The 25,671-nt window shown below is 70.9% G+C and carries 25 protein-coding genes and 1 pseudogene; 14 read left to right on the plus strand and 12 right to left on the minus strand.

Features of this window, described 5'->3' with window-relative positions; genetic code table 11:
• Positions 1-105 precede the first annotated feature (105 nt).
• On the plus strand, positions 106-849 hold the full coding sequence (locus VT52_RS15030; protein WP_046425119.1) for a TerD family protein: 744 nt from the start codon (positions 106-108) through the stop codon (positions 847-849).
• A gap of 180 nt (positions 850-1,029) precedes the next feature.
• On the opposite strand, the gene VT52_RS15035 is transcribed toward VT52_RS15030, so the two are convergent.
• The 6 genes from VT52_RS15035 to VT52_RS15060 form a co-directional block, all read right to left on the minus strand.
• Positions 1,030-1,755 carry a TerD family protein gene (locus tag VT52_RS15035; protein ID WP_046425118.1) on the minus strand — a complete coding sequence of 242 codons (726 nt, stop codon included), beginning with the start codon at positions 1,753-1,755 and terminating at the stop codon, positions 1,030-1,032.
• An 89-nt stretch (positions 1,756-1,844) separates the two neighbouring features.
• On the minus strand, positions 1,845-2,984 hold the full coding sequence (locus VT52_RS15040) for a DUF475 domain-containing protein (protein WP_046425117.1): 1,140 nt from the start codon (positions 2,982-2,984) through the stop codon (positions 1,845-1,847).
• 63 nt (positions 2,985-3,047) lie between these two features.
• The gene (locus tag VT52_RS15045; RefSeq protein WP_046425116.1) at positions 3,048-3,626 is read right to left on the minus strand and encodes a TerD family protein; all 579 of its coding nucleotides are present in this window, start codon (positions 3,624-3,626) and stop codon (positions 3,048-3,050) included.
• 98 nt (positions 3,627-3,724) lie between these two features.
• Complete coding sequence (locus VT52_RS15050) at positions 3,725-4,300, minus strand: calcium homeostasis/redox stress adaptation protein (RefSeq protein ID WP_046425114.1); 576 nt, start codon at positions 4,298-4,300, stop codon at positions 3,725-3,727.
• A 138-nt stretch (positions 4,301-4,438) separates the two neighbouring features.
• Positions 4,439-4,897, minus strand: coding sequence for a peroxiredoxin (locus VT52_RS15055; protein ID WP_046425112.1), 459 nt, complete (start codon positions 4,895-4,897; stop codon positions 4,439-4,441).
• Between the two features lie 121 nt (positions 4,898-5,018).
• On the minus strand, positions 5,019-5,456 hold the full coding sequence (locus tag VT52_RS15060; RefSeq protein ID WP_037661542.1) for a DUF3052 domain-containing protein: 438 nt from the start codon (positions 5,454-5,456) through the stop codon (positions 5,019-5,021).
• Between the two features lie 460 nt (positions 5,457-5,916).
• On the opposite strand from VT52_RS15060, the gene aceE reads away from it, so the two are divergent.
• Complete coding sequence (aceE, locus tag VT52_RS15065) at positions 5,917-8,664, plus strand: pyruvate dehydrogenase (acetyl-transferring), homodimeric type (protein WP_046425110.1); 2,748 nt, start codon at positions 5,917-5,919, stop codon at positions 8,662-8,664.
• A gap of 284 nt (positions 8,665-8,948) precedes the next feature.
• Here the strand turns inward: aceE and VT52_RS15070 are convergent, their stop codons facing one another.
• Positions 8,949-10,484 (minus strand): MFS transporter, encoded by a 1,536-nt coding sequence (locus tag VT52_RS15070; RefSeq protein WP_420856285.1) that lies wholly within the window; start codon positions 10,482-10,484, stop codon positions 8,949-8,951.
• 206 nt (positions 10,485-10,690) lie between these two features.
• Between VT52_RS15070 and VT52_RS15075 the strand changes: the two genes are divergently transcribed.
• The 3 genes from VT52_RS15075 to VT52_RS15085 all read left to right on the plus strand — a co-directional run bounded on the left by VT52_RS15075 (position 10,691) and on the right by VT52_RS15085 (position 13,627).
• Positions 10,691-11,317 carry a TetR family transcriptional regulator gene (locus tag VT52_RS15075; RefSeq protein ID WP_046425106.1) on the plus strand — a complete coding sequence of 209 codons (627 nt, stop codon included), beginning with the start codon at positions 10,691-10,693 and terminating at the stop codon, positions 11,315-11,317.
• Positions 11,318-11,500: 183 nt separating this feature from the next.
• A complete protein-coding gene (locus VT52_RS15080; protein WP_046425104.1) occupies positions 11,501-12,721 on the plus strand; it encodes an alpha/beta hydrolase in 1,221 nt (406 codons plus the stop codon).
• Positions 12,722-12,787: 66 nt separating this feature from the next.
• A complete protein-coding gene (locus VT52_RS15085; protein ID WP_046425153.1) occupies positions 12,788-13,627 on the plus strand; it encodes a DUF4429 domain-containing protein in 840 nt (279 codons plus the stop codon).
• Between the two features lie 18 nt (positions 13,628-13,645).
• Here the strand turns inward: VT52_RS15085 and VT52_RS15090 are convergent, their stop codons facing one another.
• Entirely contained in the window at positions 13,646-14,662 is a 1,017-nt protein-coding gene (locus tag VT52_RS15090; RefSeq protein WP_046425103.1) for an aldo/keto reductase, read from the minus strand.
• Complete coding sequence (locus tag VT52_RS15095; RefSeq protein ID WP_046425102.1) at positions 14,659-15,123, minus strand: MerR family transcriptional regulator; 465 nt, start codon at positions 15,121-15,123, stop codon at positions 14,659-14,661. The genes VT52_RS15090 and VT52_RS15095 overlap by 4 nt, the downstream gene beginning before the upstream one ends.
• A 375-nt stretch (positions 15,124-15,498) precedes the next feature.
• Here VT52_RS15095 and VT52_RS15100 point away from each other — a divergent pair, with 375 nt between their 5' ends.
• Positions 15,499-16,326, plus strand: a complete 828-nt coding sequence (locus tag VT52_RS15100; RefSeq protein ID WP_046425100.1) for a serine hydrolase domain-containing protein — start codon at positions 15,499-15,501, stop codon at positions 16,324-16,326.
• 105 nt (positions 16,327-16,431) lie between these two features.
• Here the strand turns inward: VT52_RS15100 and VT52_RS15105 are convergent, their stop codons facing one another.
• Positions 16,432-17,088 (minus strand): pirin family protein, encoded by a 657-nt coding sequence (locus VT52_RS15105; RefSeq protein WP_046425098.1) that lies wholly within the window; start codon positions 17,086-17,088, stop codon positions 16,432-16,434.
• Between the two features lie 93 nt (positions 17,089-17,181).
• Between VT52_RS15105 and fasR the strand changes: the two genes are divergently transcribed.
• The 5 genes from fasR to fabF all read left to right on the plus strand — a co-directional run bounded on the left by fasR (position 17,182) and on the right by fabF (position 22,165).
• Positions 17,182-18,387: a fatty acid biosynthesis transcriptional regulator FasR gene (fasR, locus tag VT52_RS15110; RefSeq protein WP_046425096.1), complete on the plus strand. Its 1,206-nt coding sequence runs from the start codon at positions 17,182-17,184 to the stop codon at positions 18,385-18,387.
• A gap of 89 nt (positions 18,388-18,476) precedes the next feature.
• The gene (locus VT52_RS15115; RefSeq protein ID WP_046425094.1) at positions 18,477-19,403 is read left to right on the plus strand and encodes an ACP S-malonyltransferase; all 927 of its coding nucleotides are present in this window, start codon (positions 18,477-18,479) and stop codon (positions 19,401-19,403) included.
• A gap of 24 nt (positions 19,404-19,427) precedes the next feature.
• Positions 19,428-20,459, plus strand: a complete 1,032-nt coding sequence (locus VT52_RS15120; RefSeq protein WP_046425092.1) for a ketoacyl-ACP synthase III — start codon at positions 19,428-19,430, stop codon at positions 20,457-20,459.
• An 81-nt stretch (positions 20,460-20,540) separates the two neighbouring features.
• Positions 20,541-20,789, plus strand: coding sequence for an acyl carrier protein (locus tag VT52_RS15125; protein WP_046425089.1), 249 nt, complete (start codon positions 20,541-20,543; stop codon positions 20,787-20,789).
• Positions 20,790-20,902: 113 nt separating this feature from the next.
• Positions 20,903-22,165, plus strand: a complete 1,263-nt coding sequence (gene fabF / locus VT52_RS15130) for a beta-ketoacyl-ACP synthase II (protein WP_046425087.1) — start codon at positions 20,903-20,905, stop codon at positions 22,163-22,165.
• Between the two features lie 70 nt (positions 22,166-22,235).
• Here fabF and VT52_RS15135 read toward each other — a convergent pair whose 3' ends face one another.
• Complete coding sequence (locus tag VT52_RS15135; RefSeq protein WP_046425085.1) at positions 22,236-22,730, minus strand: DUF3145 domain-containing protein; 495 nt, start codon at positions 22,728-22,730, stop codon at positions 22,236-22,238.
• 254 nt (positions 22,731-22,984) lie between these two features.
• On the opposite strand from VT52_RS15135, the gene VT52_RS15140 reads away from it, so the two are divergent.
• Complete coding sequence (locus VT52_RS15140) at positions 22,985-23,869, plus strand: SGNH/GDSL hydrolase family protein (RefSeq protein WP_046425083.1); 885 nt, start codon at positions 22,985-22,987, stop codon at positions 23,867-23,869.
• On the opposite strand, the gene VT52_RS15145 is transcribed toward VT52_RS15140, so the two are convergent.
• A complete protein-coding gene (locus tag VT52_RS15145) occupies positions 23,844-24,335 on the minus strand; it encodes an SRPBCC family protein (RefSeq protein ID WP_046425151.1) in 492 nt (163 codons plus the stop codon). The two genes, VT52_RS15140 and VT52_RS15145, sit on opposite strands and share 26 nt — an antisense overlap.
• 46 nt (positions 24,336-24,381) lie before the next feature.
• Here VT52_RS15145 and VT52_RS15150 point away from each other — a divergent pair, with 46 nt between their 5' ends.
• On the plus strand, positions 24,382-25,359 hold the full coding sequence (locus VT52_RS15150) for an aldose epimerase family protein (protein WP_046425081.1): 978 nt from the start codon (positions 24,382-24,384) through the stop codon (positions 25,357-25,359).
• 72 nt (positions 25,360-25,431) lie between these two features.
• Positions 25,432-25,631: pseudogene (locus VT52_RS38810) on the plus strand (AraC family transcriptional regulator); the annotation flags it as partial.
• Between the last annotated feature and the right edge of the window lie 40 nt (positions 25,632-25,671).

A 25,671-nucleotide genomic window follows, 5' to 3' on the forward strand; every position in this document is an offset into this window, starting at 1 on the left:
CTGTCCGAGGTTCCCGCCCGGCGTGAATTTCCGGTGACTCCACTGTGTCGGTCGCCGACACCCCCCGCATTGTCGTGGCCAGTACCGAGAGGGCAGGATGACGGCATGACGCACGCGATGCTGAAAGGGTCGAACGTCCCGCTGGAGGCCACCACGGTGCGCACCGTGCTGCGCTGGACGCCGGGCACGTCGGTCCCGGACGTGGACGCCTCGGCGCTGCTGCTGGGCCCCGACGGCCGTGTGCGCTCGGACGAGGACTTCGTGTTCTACAACCAGCCGCGGCATCCCTCGGGGAAGGTGTGGCGGCTGGGCAAGAAGCGGGTCTCCGAGGGCCTTACCGACACGATCCAGTCGGAGCTGACCGGGATCGAGCCGGAGATCGGACGGATCCTGCTGGTCGCGTCCGCGGACGGGGTCACCTTCGACCAGGTGCCGAACCTGAGCATCAGCGTGTACGCCGCCGACGACGAGCCGTGGGCGGTGTTCGAGATCAAGCCGGAGACCGGCGCGGAGACGGCGATGATCTGCGGCGAGCTGTACCGCCGCGGGGAGGGCTGGAAGTTCCGGGCGCTGGGCGAGGGCTATTCCAACGGCCTCAAGGGCCTGGCCACGGATTTCGGCATCTCGGTGGACGAGTCCGAGGAGTCGGCGCCCGCGGTGGACGAGGGGGTCACGGTCTCCCGGCCGCTGCCCCCGGAGCAGCCGACGTCGGCGGTGCCGCCGCAGCCGGGGTACGGGTTCCCCCCGCCGGCCTCGGCACCGGCGTACGGCTTCCCGCAGCCCGTGCCCTTCGCCGAGGACCCCGACTTCCGGCTGCCGCCGCAGGGTCCGCAGTTCATCGGGCGGTAGTGCCGGCGGCGGCAGCTAGTGCCGCGGCAGGCAGCGTTCGCCCGCCAAGGAGCGGTGTCCGGCGCGTGCTCTCGGCGTGCCGGACAAAAGCCCTCGTACCGGACGTACTCGGGCTTTCGGCCGGTGCGGCGAGAGTGCGTGCAGGGCGTCGCGACGGGGCGGACGTCGCCTGTTGCGGCACTAGATCTTCGTCTTGTAGCCCCGGCCCCACTGGAGCCCCCATCCGTACAACCGGTCCAGTTCGGCCTGGAAGCCGTAGACGAACTTGACCTCGCGGCGGACCATGAGCTCGCCCTTGACGTTCTCGATGAGCAGGACGGCGCAGGAGCGGGCCTGCGGGTGCCGTTCGTCCAGGCTGATCTCCAGGCGGGGGCCGCTGCTGGGGTAGAGGGTGACGATGGCGTGCGTGCGGTCGAACGCCGGGGTCTGGTCGTAGATGTAGACGAAGACCAGGATCCTTTTGATGGACTCGCGGTGGTCGAGGTTGATGTACATCGTCTCGCCGGAGCCCGAGCCGAACCGGTCGTCGCCGCTGATCTTGATGTACGGCACCGCGTTGATGTCGCCGAGGTAGTCGCCCAGCGGCTGTACGACGCCCTTGGTGCCGTCCGTCAGTTCGTACAGGCAGCCCAGGTCGAGGTCGACGTCGACCATGCTCTGCCCGTGGCCCTGGATCTCCGGCGGCTTCAGGGCCTTGAGGGGGTGGCGCAGCAGGCTGGGGCGCTGGGTGCCGAAGTCGGAGGCGCGCATCCGCCAGGTGAGGTTGACGCGCAGGTGCCCGGTGGCCGCGCCCTGCTTGGTGAGGGACGCCGACTGGCGCCGCTTGGTGAGCTCGATGGCGTTCGTGGCGTTGCCGGAGTCGAAGTCGACCGCGCGTGCGCCCAGCAGTCCGTCGAAGAAGCCCATTTCCCGCCCCCAGGTCATCGTCCTCATGCGTTCGGGGCGGCCGGCCGTGCCCGCCGCCCCGAACAGAGCGTTCCTCATGGATCAGGGTGTCACACCCCGGAGGAGACCTCGGCCTTCTCCTCGCCGCCGCCGGGGGCCGCTTCGAGAGCCCGGTTGCGGCGGACGGAGGACCAGAAGGACAACGCGATCAGGACGACGCCGACGAGGCCGGTGATCACCTCGTTGATCTCGTACTGGATGGTGACCATGAGGATGGCGGCCAGGGCGCCGATCGCGTAGTGGGCGCCGTGCTCCAGGTAGACGTAGTCGTCGAGGGTGCCCTGGCGGACCAGGTAGACCGTGAGCGAACGGACGTACATCGCGCCGATGCCGAGGCCGAGGGCCATCATCACGATGTCGTTCGTGATGGCGAAGGCGCCGATCACACCGTCGAAGGAGAAGGACGCGTCCAGGACCTCCAGGTAGAGGAACATGAAGAACGCGGCCTGGCCGGCCAGCAGGACGGCCGACTTCTTCTTGCCGGTGCGGGCGGCCGCTTCCTCCTCCTCGTGCTCACGCTCCTCCTCTTCCTCCAGGCGTTCCTCGAAGAAGCCGGAGAGACCGCCGACGATCATGTACGTGATCAGGCCGGCGATGCCGGAGATCAGGACCGTCTGCGCCTTGTCGACGTGCGCTCCGCCGTGCTGGTGGGCGTGGGTGGCGAAGGTGAAGGAGGTGACCAGCAGGACGATCAGGGCGATGCAGACCGACAGCATGTCGATCTTGCCGAGCTTGGCCAGCGGCCGCTCGATCCACTGGAGCCACTTTATGTCCCGGTCCTCGAAGATGAAGTCCAGGAAGATCATCAGCAGGAACATGCCGCCGAAGGCCGCGATCGCCGGGTGGGCGTCGGTGACCAGCTGCTGGTAGCGGTCCTTGTCCGCGAAGGCGAGGTGGACCGCGTCGACCGGGTTGAGCTTGGCGGTGATGGCCACGATGACGACGGGGAAGACCAGCCGCATGCCGAAGACGGCGATGAGGACGCCCACCGTGAGGAAGATCTTCTGCCAGAAGGCGTTCATCTTCTTCAGGATTCCGGCGTTGACCACCGCGTTGTCGAAGGACAGCGAGATCTCCAGGACGGCGAGGATCGCCACCACCCCGAAGGCCTCCCACCCCCCGTAGAAGACGGCGGCGACCAGGCCGATCGCGGTCACCGCGAACGACCAGCCGAAGGTTTTCAGTAGCACTGGTTACCTCATCGTGTTGTGGGGGCGCCTCCCATGAGGGTCTCCCCCGCGCCGAGCACGGCTTTACGAAACGTTGACCCCAAAGTCTAGGGCGATGCCGCGCAGTCCCGACGCGTACCCCTGTCCGACGGCTCGGAACTTCCATTCGCCCTGGTAGCGATAGAGCTCGCCGAAGATCATGGCGGTCTCGGTGGAGGCGTCCTCGCTGAGGTCGTACCGGGCGAGTTCTTGACCGTCCGACTGGTTGACGACGCGGATGAACGCGTTGGAGACCTGTCCGAAGGTCTGGCCGCGCTCGTCGGCCATATGGATGGAGACCGGGAAGATGACCTTCTCGCACTGCGGCGGGACCTTGGCGAGGTCCACCAGGATCGACTCGTCGTCGCCCTCGCCCTCACCCGTGAGGTTGTCGCCGGTGTGCTCCACCGAACCGTCCGGGCTCTTGAGCTGGTTGTAGAAGACGAACCACTCGTCGCCCATCACCCGGTTGTTGGCGCCGCACAGCAGCGCGCTGGCGTCCAGGTCGAAGGGGGCGCCGGTGGTGGAGCGCGCGTCCCAGCCGAGCCCGATCATGACGTTGGTGAGGTTCGGTGCGGCCTTGGAGAGGGAGACATTGCCTCCCTTGGCGAGCGTCACGCCCATGATTGCTGGTCCTCCCCTGACAGTGCTTCCTGTTTCCTGCGCGTCCGGCGCCGGCCGTAAACGGCGCGGCGCCGGACGGTGTCCCGGCTTCCGGGGTGTCAGACGTTGACGCCGAAGTCCTGGGCGATGCCGCGCAGCCCGGACGCGTAGCCCTGGCCGATGGCACGGAACTTCCACTCCGCGCCGTTGCGGTACAGCTCGCCGAAGACCATGGCGGTCTCGGTGGAGGCGTCCTCACTGAGGTCGTACCGGGCGATCTCGGCCTCGCCGGCCTGGTTGACGACGCGGATGAACGCGTTGCGCACCTGGCCGAAGGACTGCTGGCGGTTCTCGGCGTCGTAGATCGACACCGGGAACACGATCTTGTCCACGTCGGCGGGCACGGCGGCGAGATTGATCTTGATCTGTTCGTCGTCGCCCTCGCCCTCACCGGTGATGTTGTCGCCGGTGTGCTCCACGGAGCCGTCGGGGCTCTTGAGGTTGTTGAAGAAGACGAAGTGCTGGTCGCTGATGACCTTGCCGGAGTTGTTCAGCAGCAGGGCGCTCGCGTCGAGGTCGAAGTCGGTGCCGGTCGTGGTGCGCACGTCCCAGCCCAGTCCGACGATGACGGCGGTCAGGCCCGGGGCCTCCTTGGTCAGCGAGACGTTGCCGCCCTTGCTGAGGCTGACTCCCACGAGTCCTCCATGTGGTGTCGAGGGGCGGGGAGCCCCGTCGTGCTTCGGATATGGGATCAACGAGCCGATCCTAGTGACGAGTTCCCGCCCCCCGCAGACCCTGGACCCGAAGGTTCCCAGGTTCGGCCGACCGGCCGACTAGAGGGTGTCGAGCGCCTTCACGTACTCGTTCAGGTCGCGCGCGTCCGGCAGTCCGTTGACCACGGTCCAGCGCACGACGCCCTCCTTGTCGATGACGAAGGTGCCACGCACCGCGCAGCCCTTGTCCTCGTCGAAGACGCCGTAGTCGCGCGAGACGTCGCCGTGCGGCCAGAAGTCGCTGAGCAGCGGGTACTCCAGTCCCTCCTGCTCGGCGAAGACGCGCAGGCTGTGGATGGAGTCGTTCGAGACGGCGAGCAGCTGGGTGTCGCGGTCGGCGAACCTCGGCAGGTTGTCGCGCAGCTCGCACAGCTCGCCGGTGCACACGCCGGTGAAGGCGAAGGGGTAGAAGAGCAGGACCACGTTCTTCTCGCCGCGGAAGTCGGCGAGCCGCACGGTGCGGCCGTGGTTGTCCTTGAGCTCGAAGTCGGGTGCCTTGTCGCCGACCTGGATCGCCATGTCGTGCTTCCCTTCGGTGGGCTGTTCGGGTGAGAGCACAGCAAACGCTCGGGTCCACCCTACGCAGCGATCACCTGGGATCCGGACGGGCCGGGGCGGGATCCGGCCCGTCCGGTAGCGGTCATCGCTTCGACTTGGCCGCCTTCGGCGTGGCCAGCCGGCTGCCGCTCCAGTCCTTGCCGACGCTGACGCTCTTCGCGGCGGTCAGGCCGGCAGTCGTCGCGGCTTCCGAGATGTCGCTCGGTTCGACGTATCCCGAACGGCCGGTCTTCGGCGTGAGGAGCAGAATGGCGCCGCCCTCCTCGATGTACGTGGTGGCGTCCACCAGCGCATCCGTCAGGTCGCCGTCGTCGTCCCGGAACCAGAGCACGACGGCGTCGGCCACGTCGTCGTATTCCTCGTCCATCAGGTCGCCCTCGACGGCTTCCTCGATGGCCTGGCGGAGTTCCTGGTCGACGTCGTCGTCGTAGCCGATCTCCTGGACCACCTGTCCGGGCTGGAACCCCAGCCTGGCGGCAGGGTTCGTCCGCTCCTCCGCGTGGTCCGCGGTCGCGCTCACGGGTTGCCTCCTGATCATGTCTGGTGAATATCTCAGCCACGCGCGTGCGCGAAGCATTGGCCGTAGTCCACACGGGCGGGGCGGATAGCGCAAGTACCCGGCCGTCCCGACCGCCGAAACGGTGACGATACCGGCCGTGTCGTGGCAACTCCTGGCACCGTATCTCGATTCCTCGCCACCCACATCACCCGCATGTGCCCGGTTTGCGTTCAGCGGAATCATCCGCGGGCGGAACCATCGAACAACTTTGCCAAGCGCGTCACACCCCGGGCGTATCGTTGCGTTTTGACCGGCGGTGCGCTCCGGCGGTACGCGGGGTGGCGCCGGTGGAGATGACGGACGTCCCCCCGAGGTACACGATGGGGAACGGCGCGGGCACTGGCAGTAGGCATGAGCAGCAGGTCCTACGAGCAGTAGGCACGAGCAGCGACAACCGGCCCTCCGACAGGTAAGGAACAGCGTGGCTTCCGGATCCGATCGCACCCCGATCATCATTGGCGGCCTTCCGAGTCAGGTTCCTGACTTCGATCCCGAAGAGACCCAGGAGTGGCTCGACTCCCTCGACGCCGTCGTGGACGAGCGCGGCCGGGAGCGGGCGCGCTACCTCATGCTGCGGCTGATCGAGCGGGCCCGCGAGAAGCGCGTGGCCGTGCCCGAGATGCGCAGCACGGACTACGTGAACACGATCCCGACCAAGAGCGAGCCGTTCTTCCCGGGCAACGAGGAGATCGAGCGCAGGATCCTGAACGCGACGCGCTGGAACGCGGCCGTGATGGTCTCGCGCGCCCAGCGCCCCGGCATCGGGGTGGGCGGCCACATCGCCACCTTCGCCTCCTCGGCGTCCCTGTACGACGTGGGCTTCAACCACTTCTTCCGCGGCAAGGACGAGGGCGACGGCGGCGACCAGGTCTTCTTCCAGGGCCACGCCTCCCCCGGCATCTACGCCCGCGCCTATCTGCTGGACCGGCTCACCGAGAACCAGCTGGACGGATTCCGCCAGGAGAAGTCGGCGTACCCGAACGGCCTGTCCAGCTACCCGCACCCGCGCTCCATGCCGGACTTCTGGGAGTTCCCGACGGTCTCCATGGGCCTCGGCCCGCTGGGCGCGATCTACCAGGCGCGGATGAACCGCTACATGGAGGCGCGCGGGATCGCGGACACCTCCAAGTCGCACGTGTGGGCGTTCCTGGGCGACGGCGAGATGGACGAACCGGAGTCGCTCGGCCAGCTCACCCTCGCGGCCCGGGAGGGCCTGGACAATCTGACCTTCGTGGTCAACTGCAACCTCCAGCGCCTGGACGGCCCGGTGCGCGGCAACGGCAAGATCATCCAGGAGCTGGAGTCGGTCTTCCGGGGCGCCGGCTGGAACGTGATCAAGCTGATCTGGGACCGCTCCTGGGACCCGCTGCTCGCGCAGGACCGGGACGGCGTCCTGGTCAACAAGATGAACATGACGCCGGACGGGCAGTTCCAGACGTACGCCACGGAGTCGGGCGACTACATCCGGCAGCACTTCTTCGGCGACGACCACCGGCTGCGCGCGATGGTCGAGAACCTGAGCGACGACCAGATCCTGCACCTGGGCCGCGGCGGCCACGACCACCGCAAGATCTTCGCGGCGTTCAAGGCGGCCGACGAGCACAAGGGCCAGCCGACGGTCATCCTGGCCAAGACGATCAAGGGCTGGACGCTGGGCCCGAACTTCGAGGGCCGCAACGCCACGCACCAGATGAAGAAGCTGACGGTCGACGACCTCAAGCGCTTCCGGGACCGGCTGCACCTGCCGATCTCCGACCGGGAGCTGGAGTCCGGCCTGCCGCCGTACTACCACCCGGGGCGGAACTCGGAGGAGATCCAGTACATGCACGACCGCCGCAAGGGTCTCGGCGGGTACGTCCCCACGCGCGTCGTGCGCTCCGAGGCGCTCGCGCTGCCGGACGACAAGGCGTACGCGACCGTGAAGAAGGGCACCGGTCAGCAGTCCATCGCGACCACCATGGCCTTTGTGCGGTTGCTCAAGGACCTCATGCGGGACAAGGAGATCGGGCGGCGCTTCGTACTGATCGCGCCGGACGAGTACCGCACGTTCGGCATGGACTCCTTCTTCCCGAGCGCGAAGATCTACAACCCGCTGGGTCAGCAGTACGAGTCGGTGGACCGTGAGCTGCTGCTCGCCTACAAGGAGTCGCCGACGGGCCAGATGCTGCACGACGGCATCTCCGAGGCGGGGTGCACGGCCTCGTTGATCGCGGCGGGTTCCGCGTACGCGACGCACGGCGAGCCGATGATCCCGGTGTACGTCTTCTACTCGATGTTCGGGTTCCAGCGCACCGGCGACCAGTTCTGGCAGATGGCCGACCAGCTGGCGCGGGGATTCGTCCTCGGTGCCACGGCGGGCCGCACGACCCTCACCGGCGAGGGCCTGCAGCACGCCGACGGACACTCGCAGCTGCTGGCCTCCACGAACCCGGCGTGCGTCGCCTACGACCCCGCGTACGCCTACGAGATCGCGCACATCGTCCAGGACGGGCTGCGCCGCATGTACGGCAGCTCGGCGGAGCACCCGCACGGCGAGGACGTCTTCTACTACCTCACCGTCTACAACGAGCCCATCCAGCACCCCGCGGAACCGGCCGGGGTGGACGTCGAGGGCATCGTCAAGGGCATCCACAAGCTCGCCGACGGTCCCGGCGGGACGGTCCCGGCGCAGATCATGGCGTCGGGCGTCGCGGTGCCGTGGGCCGTCGAGGCGCAGCGGATGCTCGCGGAGGACTGGAACGTACGGGCCTCGGTGTGGTCCGCGACGTCCTGGAACGAGCTGCGGCGGGAGGCGGTGGCCTGCGAGGAGCACAACCTCCTGCACCCGGAGGAGGAGCAGCTCGTGCCGTACGTGACGCGCAAGCTGAGCGGCTCCCAGGGGCCGTTCGTGGCCGTGTCCGACTGGATGCGGTCGGTGCCGGACCAGATCGCGCGGTGGGTGCCCGGTCCGTACCAGTCCCTGGGCGCCGACGGCTTCGGCTTCGCCGACACCCGGGGGGCGGCGCGCCGCTTCTTCCACATCGACGCGCAGTCGATCGTGGTGGCGGTGCTCACGGAGCTGGCGCGGGCGGGGCAGGTCGACCGCTCGGTGCTGAAGCAGGCGATCGACCGGTACCAGGTGCTGGACGTGACAGCGGCGCACCCGGGTCCGGCCGGCGGCGACGCGTAGCGGTGCCGTAGGAACACGGGCCGGGGTCGGTGCGGCTCACCGACCCCGGCCAGGCGCCGCCGGCGCCCACCGGCGACGGCCGCACGTCGCCCGCCGGCGGCGCCGCAGCCCCCAGGAGCGCGGGAAGCGCGCGGTCGGCCGCGACGGGCCCGCGGCGACGGACGCTCACTGCTCCCCTCCCGCAGCGAGCGTCCGCGGCCGGGCTTCCGGTGGGAAACTCTGGCCCGCGTGGAGCGCACCACGCCAGCGATCTTGGCGGGAGTCACTCTGATAGGCGACCGGGGTCAGATGTGCCCCACGCCCGCCCCGGCCTCCGCGTTCCCGCCCCGCTTGGCGAGCAGGGCGACGAGGACCGCGACCACGGCGACACCCGCGGCGACGAGGCACGCGAGGCTCATGCCGGAGATGAACGTGTCGTGCGCCACGGTCGTGATCTTGGCGGCGATCTCGGCCGGTATTCCCTTCCGCACCGGCGCCACACCGGCCTGCACGGCCTCCGACGCCTGGTCCAGCTGGGCCGGCTTCAGCGGCGGCAACCCCGCGCGCGCCCAGTTGCCCGGCAGCGCGCTGTCGACCTTGGAGGCCATCACCGCGCCCAGCACCGCCGTACCGAGGCTGCCGCCGATCTGCATGGCGGCCTGCTGGAGACCGCCGGCCACACCGGACAGCTCCAGCGGCGCGTTGCCGACGATGACCTCGGTCGCGCCGACCATCACCGGCGCGAGGCCGAGACCGAGGAGGGCGAACCAGACGGACATCACACCGCTGCCCGTACCAGCCTTGAGCGTGGACATGCCGTACATGGCGATCGCGGTCGCGGCCATGCCGCCGGCCAGCGGGACGCGCGGGCCGAGTTTGGTGATCGCGGCGCCGGCCAGCGGCGAGGCGACGATCATCATGCCCGTGAGCGGCAGCAGGTGCAGGCCCGCGTCGACCGGGGACATCCCGTGCACGTTCTGGAGGTAGAAGGTCACGAAGAACAGGCCGCCCATGAAGGCGATGGCCATCAGGATCATCAGGACCACGCCGGCCGACAGCGGCACGGAGCGGAACAGGCCGAGCGGGACGAGCGGTTCGGCGACCTTGGTCTCCCAGAACGCGAAGAACGCGAAGAGCAGGACCGAGGCGGCGACGAAGCCCCAGGTCCGGCCGTCGCCCCAGCCCCAGCTCGGCGCCTTGATGAGGGCCCAGACGAGGCAGAACATCGCGCCGGACAGCAGGACGATGCCGAGCACGTCGAAGGAGCGCGGCGCGTTCCGCGCGCGGTGGTCGAGCAGGATCAGCAGGCCGAGGACCAGGGCGACCACGCCGACCGGCACATTGATGAAGAACACCGACTGCCAGTTGACGTGCTGCACGAGCACGCCGCCGAGGATCGGGCCGCCCGCGGTGGACGCGCCGATCACCATGCCCCAGATGCCGATGGCCATGTTGAGCTTCTCGGCCGGGAACGTGGCCCGCAGCAGGCCGAGCGCGGCCGGCATCAGCAGCGCGCCGAACAGGCCCTGGAAGACGCGGAAGGTGACCACGGCGGCGATGCTGTCGGACAGCCCGATCGCGCCGGAGGCGGCGGCGAAGCCGGTCACACCGATGAGGAAGGTCTGCCGGTGCCCGAAGCGGTCACCGAGCTTGCCCGCGGTGATCAGGGTGACCGCGAGGGCGAGGAAGTAGGCGTTGGTGATCCACTGCACATCGGCGAAGGTCGCGTGCAGATGGTCGCGGATGGCCGGGTTGGCGATGGCCACGATGGTGCCGTCCAGGGCCACCATCATGACCCCTACGGCGACGGTGATCAGGGTGAGCCACGGGTGGCCGCGCATCCCCGTGGCCGGCGCTTGCTCCGCCGGGGCCGACGGGGCTCCGTCACCCGGCCCCGTCGTGTCGATGGTGGTCTGACCAGTCATGTGTTCGAGATTAGTGACAGCCACTGACAGTTGACAAACAATTTCACAAGTCGGTGACTGACAGGGCACACTGGTACATGGCTGAGCTGGTCGAACGTTCGGAAAGGGGCCGTCGAGGGGCCATGGAGACGCTGCGCGAGCGCAAGAAGCGGCGTACCCGGGAGTCGCTGCTGCGGGCCGCTCTCGAACTGTTCACCACCCAGGGGTACGAGCGCACGACGGTGGACGAGATCGCCGCGGCCTGCGAGGTCTCGCAGCGCACCTTCTTCCGTTACTTCGCGGGCAAGGAGGACGCCGCCTTCGCGGTCCAGGAGATGACGGAGGCGCTCTTCCTGTCCGCCCTGCGCGCCCGGCCGCCGCACGAGGCACCCATGGAGGCGCTGCGGCAGGCCGTCCTCCAGGACTGGGAGTCGATCCGGGAGACCGTCGAGTCGGCCGTCCCGATGGAGCTGTACCTGCGCATGTACCGGACGATCGAGTCGACGCCCGCGCTGCTCGCCGCCCATCTGCGCCGCTCGACCGCCGTCGAGGAGACCCTCGCGCGGCTGCTGGCCGAGCGGGAGGGCGTGGACGTGGACACGGACCCCCGGCCGAGGCTCGCGGTGGCGGTGTTCGGCGGGGTGATTCGGGTCACGGAACGGCAGTGGTGTCTGGGCCGGGACTTCAGCCTGGAGGCCGTAAGATCACTCACCGCCTCGTACCTCGATCAGGTGAGTTCGGCCCTCCAGGGGAACTGGCGCACGAACTGAGGCCGTTGGCGCGGCGCGGAAAGACCGGCGGAAGCGTGTCCGGCGGACCGCCGGCGCGGTGTCCGGAGGATCGGCCGCGACCGGTTCGAAAGATCGTTCACAGTGTGTTCGATCTTCACCGAAACGTGATCCCGGTCACTGGGTTACCGCGAGACCGTCTCGTTCTCCTAGTGTGTCCTCCCAGTGACTTCCTTCGACACCTCCTCCCCGCAACTCAACGTCTGGCGCGCGATGCTGGCGCTGGCCGTCGTGTTCGTGATGCTCGCCACCACCGGTTGGACCGCCCTGCGCACCCACCGGGAGTCCGGTGAACTCCAGGCGTCCCTCGACAAGTGGACGCACGGCAGCCTGCACGGACGGCGGCTGCCGGACCCGCAGGCCGGGCCGGCGCGGCTCACCCGCTTCTTCGCCTCGCTCTCGGCGCAGGACCGCTCCCGCCTCGTCCACCGCTATCCGCTCGCGGTGGGCAACATGAACGGCGCGCCGGTCTCCCTGCGCTACCGGGCCAACCACATCGCCCTGGAGCAGCAGCGCGCGGTCGAGCGCGGCCGCCTGCACGACCGCCGGCTCAGCGCGACCGGCCAGCAGGACGCGGGCCGTCGTATGCACCGCTACGAGTCGCTGCTGGCCCCCGGCCGCCAGATCCTCTCCTTCGACCCGGCGGGCACCGGCCGGATCTCCGAGGTGTTCGGGAACCTGACGAAGGCGCGGCGGATCTCGGTCGTCGTCCCCGGCGTCGACACCGACCTGCTCACCTTCCAGAAGACCAACCGCCCCTACACCGCCCCGGTCGGCATGGCCAAGGCGCTCTACGCGGCGGAGCACGAGGCCGATCCCGGGACGCGTACGGCCGTGATCGCCTGGGCCGACTACACCGCACCCGACGGCCTCGGCGTGGACGCGGCCACCGGGGCGCGCGCGGCGGAGGGCTCCCTGCGGCTGAACGCGCTGCTGCGGGCCCTGCCCGGCCGGGCCCCGGTGTCGATGTTCTGCCACAGCTACGGCTCGGTGCTGTGCGGGATCGCCGCGCACGACATGCCGGGGCGGGTCGCCGACATAGCGGTGGCCGCCAGCCCCGGGATGCGGGTCTCCAAGGCCGCCGACCTGGACACCGGCGCCCGGGTGTGGGCCATGCGGGACGCCACCGACTGGATCCGGGACGTTCCGTACCTGGAGGTGGGCGGGCTCGGGCACGGCGCCGATCCGGTCGCCGCGGACTTCGGTGCGCGAGTGCTGTCCGCGCGGGACGCGCACGGCCATGCCGGGTACTTCACACCGGGCACGGACAGCCTGCGCAACCTCGCCGACATCGGCACCGGCGCGTACGACTCGGTGACGTGCGCCGGTGGAAGTGACGCGTGCCGGGCCGGTCTGCCCGCTATGACGACGGCCCAACGCGCGTAGAAACAGCAGGAAGTGCGGTCCGCGAAGGTGGCGACGGAGAAGGACGTGCCGCATACGATGAGCCGCATGGGTGACGTACTGGCGGGTTTTCATGCCGTCTGGGAGTTCGAGTCCGACTCCGTGCTCATCCGCTACGAACGGGGGATTCGAACACCGAAGTTGTTCCAGGCGCTCGGAGAGCGGCGGATCCCGCTGTCCGCGCTGGAAGAGGTCACGCTCGCTCCGGGCCGGCGAGGCACCCTCGTCCTGCGCCTGGTGCCCCGCGCGGGCGCGGATCCGCTCATGGAGGCGGCGGACGGGCAGCTCAAGGAGGGTTCCGACCCCTACCGGCTGGTCCTGCCGGCCGAGCGGGAGAGCCAGGCGGCGTCCTGCACGCGGGAGCTGGCGGCACTGCTGACGGAGTCGGGGCCCGCGGACCGTTACCTGGTGGCCGCGCCCGCGGGGCCGCTCCAGTTCAAGGCGTACGACGGCAAGGCGGCCTTCGACGGGACGTCCGTGCAGTTCCGGTGGTCCTGGACCGGCGCGTCCACGGCCAAGTGGAAGGCCGGCGACCAGAGTTACCAGGTCGCCGACCTCAGCGGGGTGGAGTGGCGCTCGCCGGAGGCCCTGGAGGGCTTCCTGCGGCTGCGCGCCCCGGGCGCGGCGCCGGTCCCGGAACCCGACCAGGACCCGGCGGCGGTGGTGTTCGGTCTCGGCTACGGCCCCGTGCACGAGTCGCTGCCGTTCGCCGCGGCGGTGCTCGCGGCCGTGCGCGCGCGTCGGCCGGTGCCCGCGGTGTCGCAGTGCCGCCGCGACCCCGCGGACATCGCCGAGCGGATCAGGCACCTCGGGGAGCTGCACCAGGCCGGGCTGGTGACCGACGAGGAGTTCGCCGGCAAGAAGGCGGAACTGCTCGCGGAGCTCTGATCACCCCCTGCCGGCCGATCACTCCCTGCCGGCCGACGTGAACGTCATGTCCGCGTAGCGCTCGCCCGCCACCTTGCCCGCGATCGGCTCCAGCTGCGACAGCTCGTCCTCGGTCAGGGTGATCCGGGCGGCGACCGTGTTCTCCTCCACCCGGCTCGCCTTGCGGGTGCCCGGGATCGGGATCACGGGGAGGGAGTCGACGCTCGCGCGCTGCTGGACCCAGGCCAGGGCGATCTGGGCGGCGGTCGCGTCGTGGGCGGCGGCGATGGTGTGCAGGGGCGCGAGCAGGGCCGCGTTGGCGGCGGCGTTGTCACCGGTGAAGCGGGGCTGCTGACGGCGGAAGTCGTCGGCGGTGAGGTCCTTGTCCGCGTTGGCGAACGCGCCCGTGAGGAAGCCCCGGCCGAGCGGCGAGTACGGCACCAGGGCGACGCCCAGCTCCCGGGCGGCGGGCACGACATGCGCCTCGATGTCCCGGCTGAACAGGGACCACTCCGACTGCACGGCCGCGATCGGGTGCACGGCGTGCGCGGCGCGCAGCTCCTCGGCGGTGACCTCGCTGAGGCCGAGGTGCTTGACCTTGCCCTCGCGCACCAGCTCCGCCATCGTGCCGACGCTCTCCTCGATGGGCACGTTCACATCGCGGCGGTGCATGTAGTAGAGGTCGATCACGTCCACGCCGAGCCGCTTCAGGCTGCCCTCGACGGCCTCGCGGATGTACGGCGAGTCGTTGCGGATGATCCGCTTGGTCGGGTCGTCCTTCGGGATGGACAGGGCGAACTTGGTGGCGATCACCACCTCGTCGCGGTGGGCCCGGAAGAACGGGGCGAGGAAGCGCTCGTTCTCCCCCGCGCCGTACGCGTCGGCGGTGTCGTAGAGGGTCACGCCCAGCTCCAGCGCCCGGTCCAGGGCGGCGCGCGCCTGCTCGGCGTCGGTGGGGCCGTAGCCGAAACTCATGCCCATGCAGCCGAGTCCCTGCACACCGACCTCGGGCCCCTGCGCTCCCAGGCGGGCCGTCGGAATCCTGGTCTCGGTCATCGTGTGTTCCCCTCGGTAGCGTAAAAATCGATCTTGCGGTCGAGCACGGCGAGCGTGTCCCGCAGCTCCGCGATCCGGCCGAGCACGTCACGGCGGGTCTGCTCCAGCAGTTCCTGCCGCTCCCGGTAGCTTCCGGCGCCCTCGCGCACCAGCTCCGCGTACCTCACCATGTCGGCCACCGGCATGCCGGTCAGCCGCAGCTTGGTCACCAGGTCCAGCCAGTCCAGGTCTCGGTTGGTGTACCGGCGCTGACCCGTGTGCGAGCGGTCGACATGCGGCATCAGGCCGATCCGCTCGTACCAGCGCAGCGTGTGCGCGGTCAGGCCGGTGCAGGCGACGACCTCGCTGATCGTGTAGTGGTCCTGGCCGTCCGGGCGCGGGTGGTGCGGGGGCCGGGCGGAGCAGATGTCGGCGGGGTGTGAGTCCTCATGGGTCGCAGGCGTGGTCTGCATCACCGTCATGCCTCAACGCTATGGCCTTGGAGTGCACTCCAAGCAAGCCGGTCCGGTAAGAAATCCGCGGGACCGGGCGCCGGGCGGCCGGACGGCGTCGGGCGCACGAGTCTCGCACGCCGGGCCGCGCCCGGGGCCGCCGCCGAAGTGCCGCGCCCGCGCCAGGTCGTGATCGGTTCGCCGGGGAGGCCGAGCCGGCCGCGCCGGCGGCGGGCGCGGCGGGCCACCGGCTCGCCGCCCGGCTCGGTCCGCGCGGCCCGGTCGGCCGCGCCCTCGGCGTGGCGACCGGCCCGGACGTCCGGCCGCTGTACGAGTCGCCGGGCCTCACCCGGGATCCGGACCCGTCGACGCGGCGCGTGCCGTGAGCCGCATAGGCTCGGCGGCATGTCGTTGAACAGCCTGGCGTCGATCGAGAACTGGCCCGTGCCCACCGCGGCCGCGGGTGTCGTACGAGCCGACGGGACCGTCCTCGGGACGCACGGACCCCTCACCCACCGCTTCCCCCTCGCCTCGGTCACCAAGCCGCTGGCCGCGTACGCGGCGCTGGTGGCGTACGAGGAGGGGGCGGTCGAGCTGGACGAGCCGGCCGGGCCGCCCGGGGCGACGGTGCGGCACCTGCTGGCGCACACCTCCGGTCTCGCCTTCGACGAGCACCGGGTGATGGCGCCGCCCGGGGAGCGGCGGCTGTACTCCAACGCCGGGTTCGAGCAGCTCGGCGACCACATCACCGAGGCGACCGGCATCCCGTTCGCGGAGTACGCGCGGCAGGCGGTGCTGGAGCCGCTGGGCATGACGTCCACCTCGCTCGCGGGCTCGCCGGCGAAGGACGGCGTCTCGACGGTGGCGGACCTGCTGCTGTTCGCGGCGGAGGCGCAGGCGCCCCGGCTGCTGGACCCCCGCACGGTCGCGGAGGCGATGACGGTCCAGTTCCCGGGCACCAAGGGCGTGTTGCCGGGCTACGGCCACCAGAACCCCAACGACTGGGGCCTCGGCTTCGAGATCCGCGACGGCAAGTCCCCGCACTGGACCGGCGGTTCCTCCTCCCCCCGCACCTTCGGCCACTTCGGCCAGGCCGGCACCTTCCTGTGGGTCGACCCGGACGCGGGCCTCGCCTGCACCGCCCTGGCCGACCGTGCCTTCGGCCCCTGGGCCGTCGAGGCCTGGCCGGCCTTCACCGACGCGGTGCTGGGCGAGGCGCGCGGCATGCGCTGACCAGCGGTCCGGCGACCGCCCCCGGGCACGGCGGGCCACCGGCTCGCCACCCGGCTCGGTCCGGGCGCGGCGCGGCCCCCGGGAACGACGGCGCGCGGCGCGCCGTCAGCCGGACATCTCCCACACCAGCAGCTCGGCCGGGGACCCCGCCACCACCCGCAGGCCCTGTGCCCCGGTGATCCGGGCCGCGTCCCCCCGGCCCAGCTCCGCGCCGTCCAGCCGCACCGCGCCGCGCACGACATGGACGTACAGGTACGCCGCGTCCGGCAGCGCGGTCCGCTCCCCCGTGCCGAGCCGGCGCACATGCAGCATCGCGCCGGCGGCCGGGACGGCGTAGGGCGTGGCGTCGGCGATGCCCGGGACGATGCCGTACGACGGCTCGCCGCCCGCCTCCAGCGGGGCCAGCCACATCTGGAGGAAGACCAAGGGGGCCCCGCCGTCGTTGCGTTCGACGTGCCGCACGCCCGTCGCCGCGCTCAGATGCTGGACGTCCCCCGCGCGCACGGTCCGCTCGTGGCCCGCGGAGTCGCGGTGGGTCAGCTCGCCCTCGATCACCCAGGTGACGATCTCGGTATGGCTGTGCGGGTGTTCGGCGAACCCGGCGCCGGGCGCGAGCCGTTCCTCGTTGCAGGCGATCAGCGGGCCGAAACGCAGGTTGCCGGGGTCGTAGTGCGGGCCGAAGGAGAAGGCGTGGCGGGTCTCGATCCCGGCCGCCGGGTCCCCGCCCGGGTAGCGCTCGGCGGCGCGCCGTACGTCGATCACGACCCCACCGTAGTCCCGCCCCCGGTGCGCGCGGGCCCCGGGTCGCCGACCCGGCGACGCATGTTCCCGTCCGGATAAGGCACTCTTGTCCCCGTGCCCGAACCCGAATCCCACCCTGGTGACCCCGCGGCGTCCGCCGTCCACACGCACGCCGCGACCCTGAAACGGCTGGAGAAGTCCTCCGGGAGCCTCGCCGCCCAGGCCATCGCGCGGATGGACGAGACCCTGCCGTGGTACCGGGCCATGCCCCCGGAGAACCGGTCCTGGATCGGGCTGGTCGCCCAGGCGGGCATCGCGGCGTTCACCGAGTGGTTCCGGCACCCGGACACCCCTCAGGCGATCTCCACGGACGTCTTCGGGACCGCGCCGCGCGAGCTGACCCGGGCGATCACGCTGCGGCAGACCGTGGAGATGGTGCGCACCACCATCGAGGTCATGGAGAGCGCCATCGACGAGGTGGCCGCCCCGGGCGACGAGAGCGTGCTGCGCGAGGCGCTGCTGGTGTACGCGCGGGAGATCGCCTTCGCGACCGCCCAGGTGTACGCCCAGGCCGCCGAGGCACGCGGTGCCTGGGACGCGCGCCTGGAGTCGCTGGTGGTCAACGCCGTGCTCAGCGGGGAGGCCGACGAGGGCGCCGTCAGCCGGGCCGCCGCGCTGGGCTGGAACTCCCCCGACCATGTGTGCGTCGTCCTGGGCACCGCCCCGGACGGGGACAGCGAGCTGACAGTGGAGGCGATCCGGCGGGCGGCCCGGCACGCCAAGCTCCAGGTGCTCACCGGTGTGCTCGGGGACCGCCTCGTGGTGATCGCGGGCGGCAGCCCCAACCCGCTGGCGGTGGCGAAGTCGCTGATCGGCCCGTACGCGGCGGGACCGGTGGTCGCCGGACCCGTCGTGCCGGACCTGCTGGCCGCCACCCGGTCCGCGCAGGCCGCCGCGGCCGGACTGAAGGCGTGCACGGCGTGGCAGGACGCGCCGCGGCCCGTGCTGGCGGACGATCTGCTGCCGGAGCGCGCGATCGCGGGCGATCCGAGCGCCCGCGAGCAGCTGGTGGAGGAGATCTACAGACCACTGGGAGAGGCCGGATCGGCGCTCCTGGAAACCCTGAGTGTCTACCTGGAGCAGGCGAGCAGCCTGGAGGGCGCGGCGCGGATGCTCTTCGTTCACCCGAACACCGTGCGCTACCGGCTCCGACGTGTGACAGACGTCACCGGTTGGTCGCCTTCGGATGTACGATCCGCGTTCACGCTGCGGATCGCGCTCATCCTGGGGCGCCTGGCCGACGGTGACCCCCAGGCATAGGGTTTTGTCGGAGGTCAACAAAAGCCCTTCGTGTTCTTCGTCCCTGTCCCCACGGGCGGCCGTGCCCGTCCCCAAGAGAGAGTGTGAGAGTGCTCGTACTCGTCGCTCCCGGCCAGGGCGCCCAGACGCCCGGCTTCCTGACCCCCTGGCTCGAACTCCCCGGTGCCGCCGACCGTGTCGCCGCGTGGTCGGACGCCATCGGTCTCGACCTGGTGCACTACGGGACCCAGGCCGACGCCGACGCGATCCGGGACACCTCCGTGGCCCAGCCGCTGCTGGTCGCCGCCGGGATCCTGTCCGCCGCGGCACTCGGTGCCATGCCGGAGATCGCGCCGGGCGCGGTGGCCGGGCACAGCGTCGGCGAGATCACCGCGGCCGTCTTCGCGGGCGTGCTGTCGGACGCCGCGGCCCTCCGGTTCGTGCGCACCCGCGGCCTCGCCATGGCCGATGCCGCCGCGATCACCGAGACCGGCATGTCGGCGCTGCTCGGCGGCGACCCCGAGACCTCGGTCGCGCACCTGGAGAAGCTCGGCCTGACGCCGGCGAACATCAACGGCGCGGGGCAGATCGTCGCGGCGGGGACGCTGGAGCAGCTGGCCGCGCTGGCCGAGGACAAGCCCGAAGGCGTGCGCAAGGTCGTCCCGCTGAAGGTGGCCGGCGCCTTCCACACCCGGCACATGGCCCCCGCGGTCGAGACGCTGGCCAAGGCCGCCGCCGATCTCGCGCCCGCCGACCCCGGTATCCCCTACGTCTCCAACAGGGACGGAAGGCCCGTCGCCTCCGGCGCCGAGGTGCTCGAACGCCTGGTCGGCCAGGTGGCCAACCCGGTGCGCTGGGACCTGTGCATGGAGACGTTCAAGGAGCTGGGCGTCACCACGCTCATCGAGGTGTGCCCCGGTGGCACGCTCACCGGGCTGGCCAAGCGGGCGCTGCCCGGCGTCAGGACGCTGGCCCTGAAGACCCCCGACGACCTCGACGCGGCCCGTGCGCTCATCACCGAGCACGTCGACGCCTGACGCCTGACGCCTAAGGAGCCGTAGATGGCGAAGATCAAGCCCAGCAAGGGCGCCCCGTACGCGCGCATCCTCGGTGTCGGCGGCTACCGCCCGACCCGTGTGGTGCCCAACGAGGTGATCCTGGAGAAGATCGATTCGTCCGACGAGTGGATCCGCTCCCGTTCCGGCATCGAGAGCCGGCACTGGGCGGGCTCCGAGGAGACGGTGGCCGCGATGTCGGTCGAGGCGGCCGGCAAGGCGATCGCCAACGCCGGTATCGACGCCTCGCGGGTCGGCGCGGTCGTCGTGTCGACGGTGTCGCACTTCGCCCAGACCCCGGCCATCGCCACCTCGATCGCCGACCAGCTCGGCACCGAGAAGGCGGCCGCCTTCGACATCTCGGCCGGCTGCGCGGGCTTCGGCTACGGCCTGACCCTGGCCAAGGGCATGGTCGTGGAGGGCTCCGCCGAGTACGTCGTGGTGATCGGCGTGGAGCGGCTCAGCGACCTGACCGACCTGGAGGACCGGGCCACGGCCTTCCTGTTCGGCGACGGCGCCGGCGCGGTCGTCGTGGGTCCCGCCACGGAGCCGGCCATCGGCCCGACCGTGTGGGGATCCGAGGGCGACAAGTCCGACATCATCAAGCAGACCGTCCCGTGGGACCGTTTCCACGTCGGGGACGTCGACGAACTCCCGCTGGACAGCGAGGGGAACATCAAGTTCCCCGCGATCACGCAGGAGGGCCAGGCGGTGTTCCGCTGGGCCGTGTTCGAGATGGCGAAGGTCGCCCAGCAGGCGCTGGACGCGGCCGGGATCACCTCGGAGGACCTGGACGTCTTCATCCCGCACCAGGCCAATGTGCGGATCATCGACTCGATGGTGAAGACCCTCAAGCTGCCGGAGCATGTCACGGTCGCCCGTGACATCCGCACCACCGGCAACACCTCGGCCGCCTCGATCCCGCTCGCCATGGAGCGGCTCCTGGCGACCGGGGAGGCGAAGAGCGGTGACACCGCGCTCGTCATCGGATTCGGGGCGGGTCTCGTCTACGCCGCCACGGTCGTTACCCTCCCCTAGGCACTCCGTGCCGGATCATGCGATCCGATGGGGGGACAAATGCCACAAACCGTCTGGAACATCGAAGAAGGAGCGCCTCACATGGCCGCCACTCAGGAAGAGATCGTCGAAGGTCTCGCCGAAATCGTCAACGAGATCGCCGGCATCCCGGTTGAGGACGTCCAGCTGGACAAGTCCTTCACCGACGACCTGGACGTCGACTCGCTGTCCATGGTCGAGGTCGTCGTCGCCGCCGAGGAGCGCTTCGACGTGAAGATCCCGGACGAGGACGTCAAGAACCTCAAGACCGTCGGCGACGCGACCGACTACATCCTCAAGCACCAGGCCTGAGCCATTCGCTGAGGCCCTACGGCCCGTCAGGCCGCAGGGCCCTCGGGTCGGCAAGGCCCCGCCACCCGGCGGTGGCGCCGTAGATTCCCGCATCCGTTGGAGAAAGAATTCCCGTGAGCCCGACCAATCGCACCGTGGTCGTCACCGGTATCGGCGCAACCACACCGCTGGGTGGCGACGCAGCTTCGTTCTGGGAGGCCCTGGTCGCCGGCGAGTCCGGTGTCGGTCCTCTGGAGGAGGAGTGGGCGGCGGACCTCCCGGTCCGTATCGCCGCCCGCATCGCCGTCGAGCCGGGTGAGATCATCCCCCGGCCGCAGGCCCGCAAGCTCGACCGCTCGGCGCAGTTCGCGCTGATCGCCGCGCGCGAGGCGTGGCAGGACGCCGGCTTCACCGCCAGGGCCGGCGAGGACACGTCCGTCGACCCCGACCGTCTCGGCACGGTCATCGCCTCCGGCATCGGCGGTGTGACGACGCTGCTGGACCAGTACGACGTGCTGCGGGAGAAGGGCGTACGCCGCGTCTCCCCGCACACCGTGCCGATGCTCATGCCCAACTCCCCGGCGGCCAACGTCGGTATCGACCTGGGCGCGCGCGCCGGCGTGCACACCCCCGTGTCGGCCTGCGCCTCCGGCGCCGAGGCCATCGGGTACGCGATCGAGATGATCCGCACCGGGCGTGCGGACGTCGTCATCGCCGGTGGCACCGAGGCCGCGATCCACCCGCTGCCCATCGCCGCGTTCGGCAACATGATGGCGATGTCCAAGAACAACGAGGACCCCTCGGGCGCGTCCCGGCCCTTCGACACGGGCCGCGACGGCTTCGTGCTCGGCGAGGGCGCCGGCGTGATCATCCTTGAGTCCGAGGAGCACGCGAAGGCCCGCGGCGCCCGGATCTACGTGGAGGCGGTCGGCCAGGGCATCTCCGCCGACAGTCACCACATCACGCAGCCCGAGCCCTCGGGCAACGGCATCGCGCACGCGCTGCAGAACCTGCTGGACAGCACGGACCTGAAGCCGGCCGAGGTCGTACACGTCAACGCGCACGCCACGTCCACCCCGCAGGGTGACACCGCCGAGATCAAGGCGCTGTGGAAGGTGTTCGGCGACGACGTCGAGCACATGGCGATCTCCGCCACCAAGTCGATGACCGGTCACCTTCTCGGTGGCGCCGGCGGCATCGAGACGGTGGCGTCGATCCTGGCGCTGGTGAACCGCACGGCGCCCCCGACGATCAACGTGAAGGAACTCGACCCCGAGGTCAACGCGGACATCGTGGTCGGCGAGGCCCGGCAGCTGCCGCAGGGCCGCGTCGCCGCGCTGAACGACTCGTTCGGGTTCGGCGGCCACAACGTGGTGCTGGCGTTCCGCACGATCTGAGTACGCACGGGAAAGGGCCCCACCGGCCGGTGGGGCCCTTTCCCGTGTCCGCGGACGAATCCGGCCGTGCTCAGACCACCTGGTGCAGCCACCGCACCGGCGCGCCCTCCCCGGCGTACCTGAACGGCTCCAGTTCGTCGTCCCACGGCTTGCCGAGCAGCTTGGCGATCTCGGCCTCCAGGTCCGTCTCCTCGCGCTGGGAGCGGGTGAGGGCGGCGCGCAGCCGGTCCTCGGGGATGAGGATGTCGCCGTGGATGCCGGTGACGGCGTGGAAGATGCCCAGGTCCGGGGTGCAGCTGTAGCGCTCGCCCTCGGCGGTGGCGCAGGGCTCCGCGGTGACCTCGAAGCGCAGCAGATGCCAGCCGCGCAGCGCGGAGGCGAGCTTGGAGGCGGTGCCGGGCCGGCCCTGCCAGGAGAACTCCGAGCGCCAGGTGCCGGGGGCCGCGGGCTGCCGGATCCAGTCGAGGTTGACGCGCGTGCCGAGCACCCCGGCGACGGCCCACTCGACGTGCGGGCACAGCGCGCGCGGCGCGGAGTGCACGTACAGAACTCCACGTGTCGTCACCGGAACCTCCGGGCTGAGCGGGACATCTTGCTGGCTGGCTGGCGGCTGTGGCACGACGGCCGCGCTGATGGCGAGGCTACCCTGCGCCGGGGCAAGGAGTGTGACGTACCGTCGGTCCCGGTGGCAGGAATCCTTCACCATTCACCCAGGGGGACGCTTGTACGGGCCCCGTTCGTTCCAGCGGGCCCGGTACCGGGAACCCTCGCACGTTGTCATGGGGGGAGCACCCACTTCGATCGAGGAGAACACCAGGGATGCGGAAGCGAAGGCACCGGGCGCGGCTCGCGCTGGCCGTGGCGGCGGCCACCGTGCTGGGCGCCGCCGGGTGCGACGCCGGGGGCTCGCCCGCGGCCCGCGGCACCGGGGCGCGGGCCGCCGAGGCACCGGTGTGGAACCGCAGTCCGGCCTCGATCGCCGCGGTCGGCGACTCCATCACCCGGGGCTTCGACGCGTGCACGGTGCTGTCGGACTGCCCCGAGGTGTCCTGGGCGACGGGCAGCGACGCCCAGGTGGAGAGTCTGGCGGTACGGCTCCTCGGCGCGGAGGGCGCGGCCGGGCACAGCTGGAACTACGCGATGACGGGCGCCCGAATGGCGGATCTTTCGCAGCAGATGGCGGATGCGGCGAGTCGCGACCCGGAACTGGTCACGGTGATGGTCGGAGCGAACGACGCCTGCCGTTCCTCCACCCGGGCGATGACCCCGGTGGCCGGCTTCCGCGCGGACTTCGAGGAGGCCCTGCGCACCCTGCGCGCGGCCGCCCCCAGGGCGCAGGTGTACGTCGCGAGCGTGCCGAACCTGAAGCGGCTCTGGGAGCAGGGCCGGGGCAATCCGCTGGGCAAGGAGGTCTGGAAGCTCGGCATCTGCCCCTCGATGCTGGGCGACGCCGACGACCTGGGCGAGGCGGCCGAGCACCGGCGCGACCAGGTCGAGGACCGGGTGGTCGCCTACAACAAGGTGCTGGAGGAGGTCTGCGCCGCCGACCGCCGCTGCCGCTTCGACGGCGACGCGGTGTACGACTACCGCTTCGGCACCGACCAGCTCAGCCACTGGGACTGGTTCCACCCCAGCAAGGACGGCCAGGCCCGGCTGGCGGCGATCGCCTACCGTACGGTCACGGCCGCGGGTCCGGCGGCGTAGCGCCCCCGCCCCCGTCCTGGTGCCGGGCCAGTTCGGCGGCGAGCCGGCGCAGGACCGTGTGGTTGGCGCGGCGCATCGTGGCGCGGACGACGGGGGCCAGCAGGCGGTCGGGCAGCGGTGCGCGCAGCCAGGTGTAGGTGAAGGAGACCCGGCTGCCGCCGCCGTCCGGGAGCGGGGCGATGGTGTATATGCCGTGGGCCTCGCGGCGGCCGGCGGCGCTGACGTTGTGCTCGACGATGCGCTCGGGCGGTTCGGAGTTGATGACCTCGATGCTGACACCGGTCCTCGTACCGCCCAGGACGGCCGTGACGGTGGCGCGGGCGCCGAAACCGCGGCTCGGGCCGCTGTAGTGCCAGTCGGTCAGATAGTGGTCGGTGAACCGCTCGTGATGGGCCAGCACATCGAGGAACTCGTAAACCTGTGCGGGCGGGTACGGAACCTCGGTCGACACGGTGACGGGTCGCATGGACAGCACGCTACAGAGGACCTCGCCGGTCACCTAGGGTTTCGGCATGAGCGAACTCTTCGGCACACTCCCCGACGGCACCGAGGTCCACCGCTGGACGCTGGAGCGGGGCGGGACGCGGGTGGAGATCCTGACGTACGGCGGGATCGTGCGCTCGGTCGAGGTGCCGGACCGGGAGGGCCGGACGGCAGACGTGGTGCTCGGGTTCGCCGGCCTCGACGGCTATCTCGCGCATCCGGAGCCGTACCTGGGCGCGCTGGTCGGGCGGTACGCCAACCGGATCGCGGGGGCGCGGTTCCCGCTGGACGACGCGGTGTACGCCCTGGAGCCGAACGAGGGGCCGCATCTGCTGCACGGGGGCGCGCGGGGGTTCGACAAGCGGGTGTGGGAGGCGGCGGCCGTCGAGCACGGGGTGCGGCTCGCCCGGGTGAGTCCGCACGGCGAGGAGGGCTTCCCGGGCCGGCTCGACGTGGCGGTGACGTACACGCTGGACGCCTCCGGTGCGCTGCGCATCGCGTACGAGGCGACGACGGACGCGCCGACCGTGGTCGCGCTCACCAGCCACGGCTACTTCAACCTCGCCGGTTCCGGCGCGGGTTCGGCGGCCGGCCACGAACTGCGGCTCGCCGCCTCCCGGTTGACGGCGATCGACGGAGACCTGATCCCCACGGGCGAGCTGCGCGAGGTGACCGGCTCGCGCTTCGACTTCCGCACCCCCCGCGAGGTGGGCACGGGGTACGACCACAACTTCGTGCTCGACAAGGGCGTCACGCTGGTGCCCGAGGAGGTCGCCGAACTGCACCACCCGTCCTGCGGCCGTACCCTCACCGTCTCGACGACCGAACCCGGACTCCAGCTCTACACCGGCGACCACCTCCCCGCGCCCTTCGCCCCATGCGACGGGATCGCCCTGGAGACCCAGCACTTCCCGGACTCCCCGAACCACCCGGACTTCCCGTCCACGGTGCTGCGCCCCGGCGAGGTGTACCGCTCGGAGACGGTGTACGGCTTCTCCGTGCGCTGACGGTGCCCGCGGGCGTCCCCCGGCCGGCGCGGGCCGGAGGATCTCCTTCGCGAGCAGGTCCCGTCAGGGACGCTGCGGGTCGCCCGGCAGCAGGTGATGTACCTGAAACGGCCCAGCGGGCAGAGCCAGTTCAGCGTCCCGCCGGAGCAGGCGCCAAGAACGAGCCGGGCAGGACCCCGCACGGCTGCATCGAGTCGGTCCGCGTCGAACGCGCCCGCAGCCGGCTGGAGTCCGCCGACGCCGCTCTCGAACGCATCGCCGCCGCCTGCGGACGACACCCGCCTGAGATCGCGGCCGGGCCGGAGCGGTCCG

Source organism: Streptomyces malaysiense (genome assembly GCF_000980885.2).
GTDB classification, from domain to species: Bacteria; Actinomycetota; Actinomycetes; order Streptomycetales; family Streptomycetaceae; genus Streptomyces; species Streptomyces malaysiense.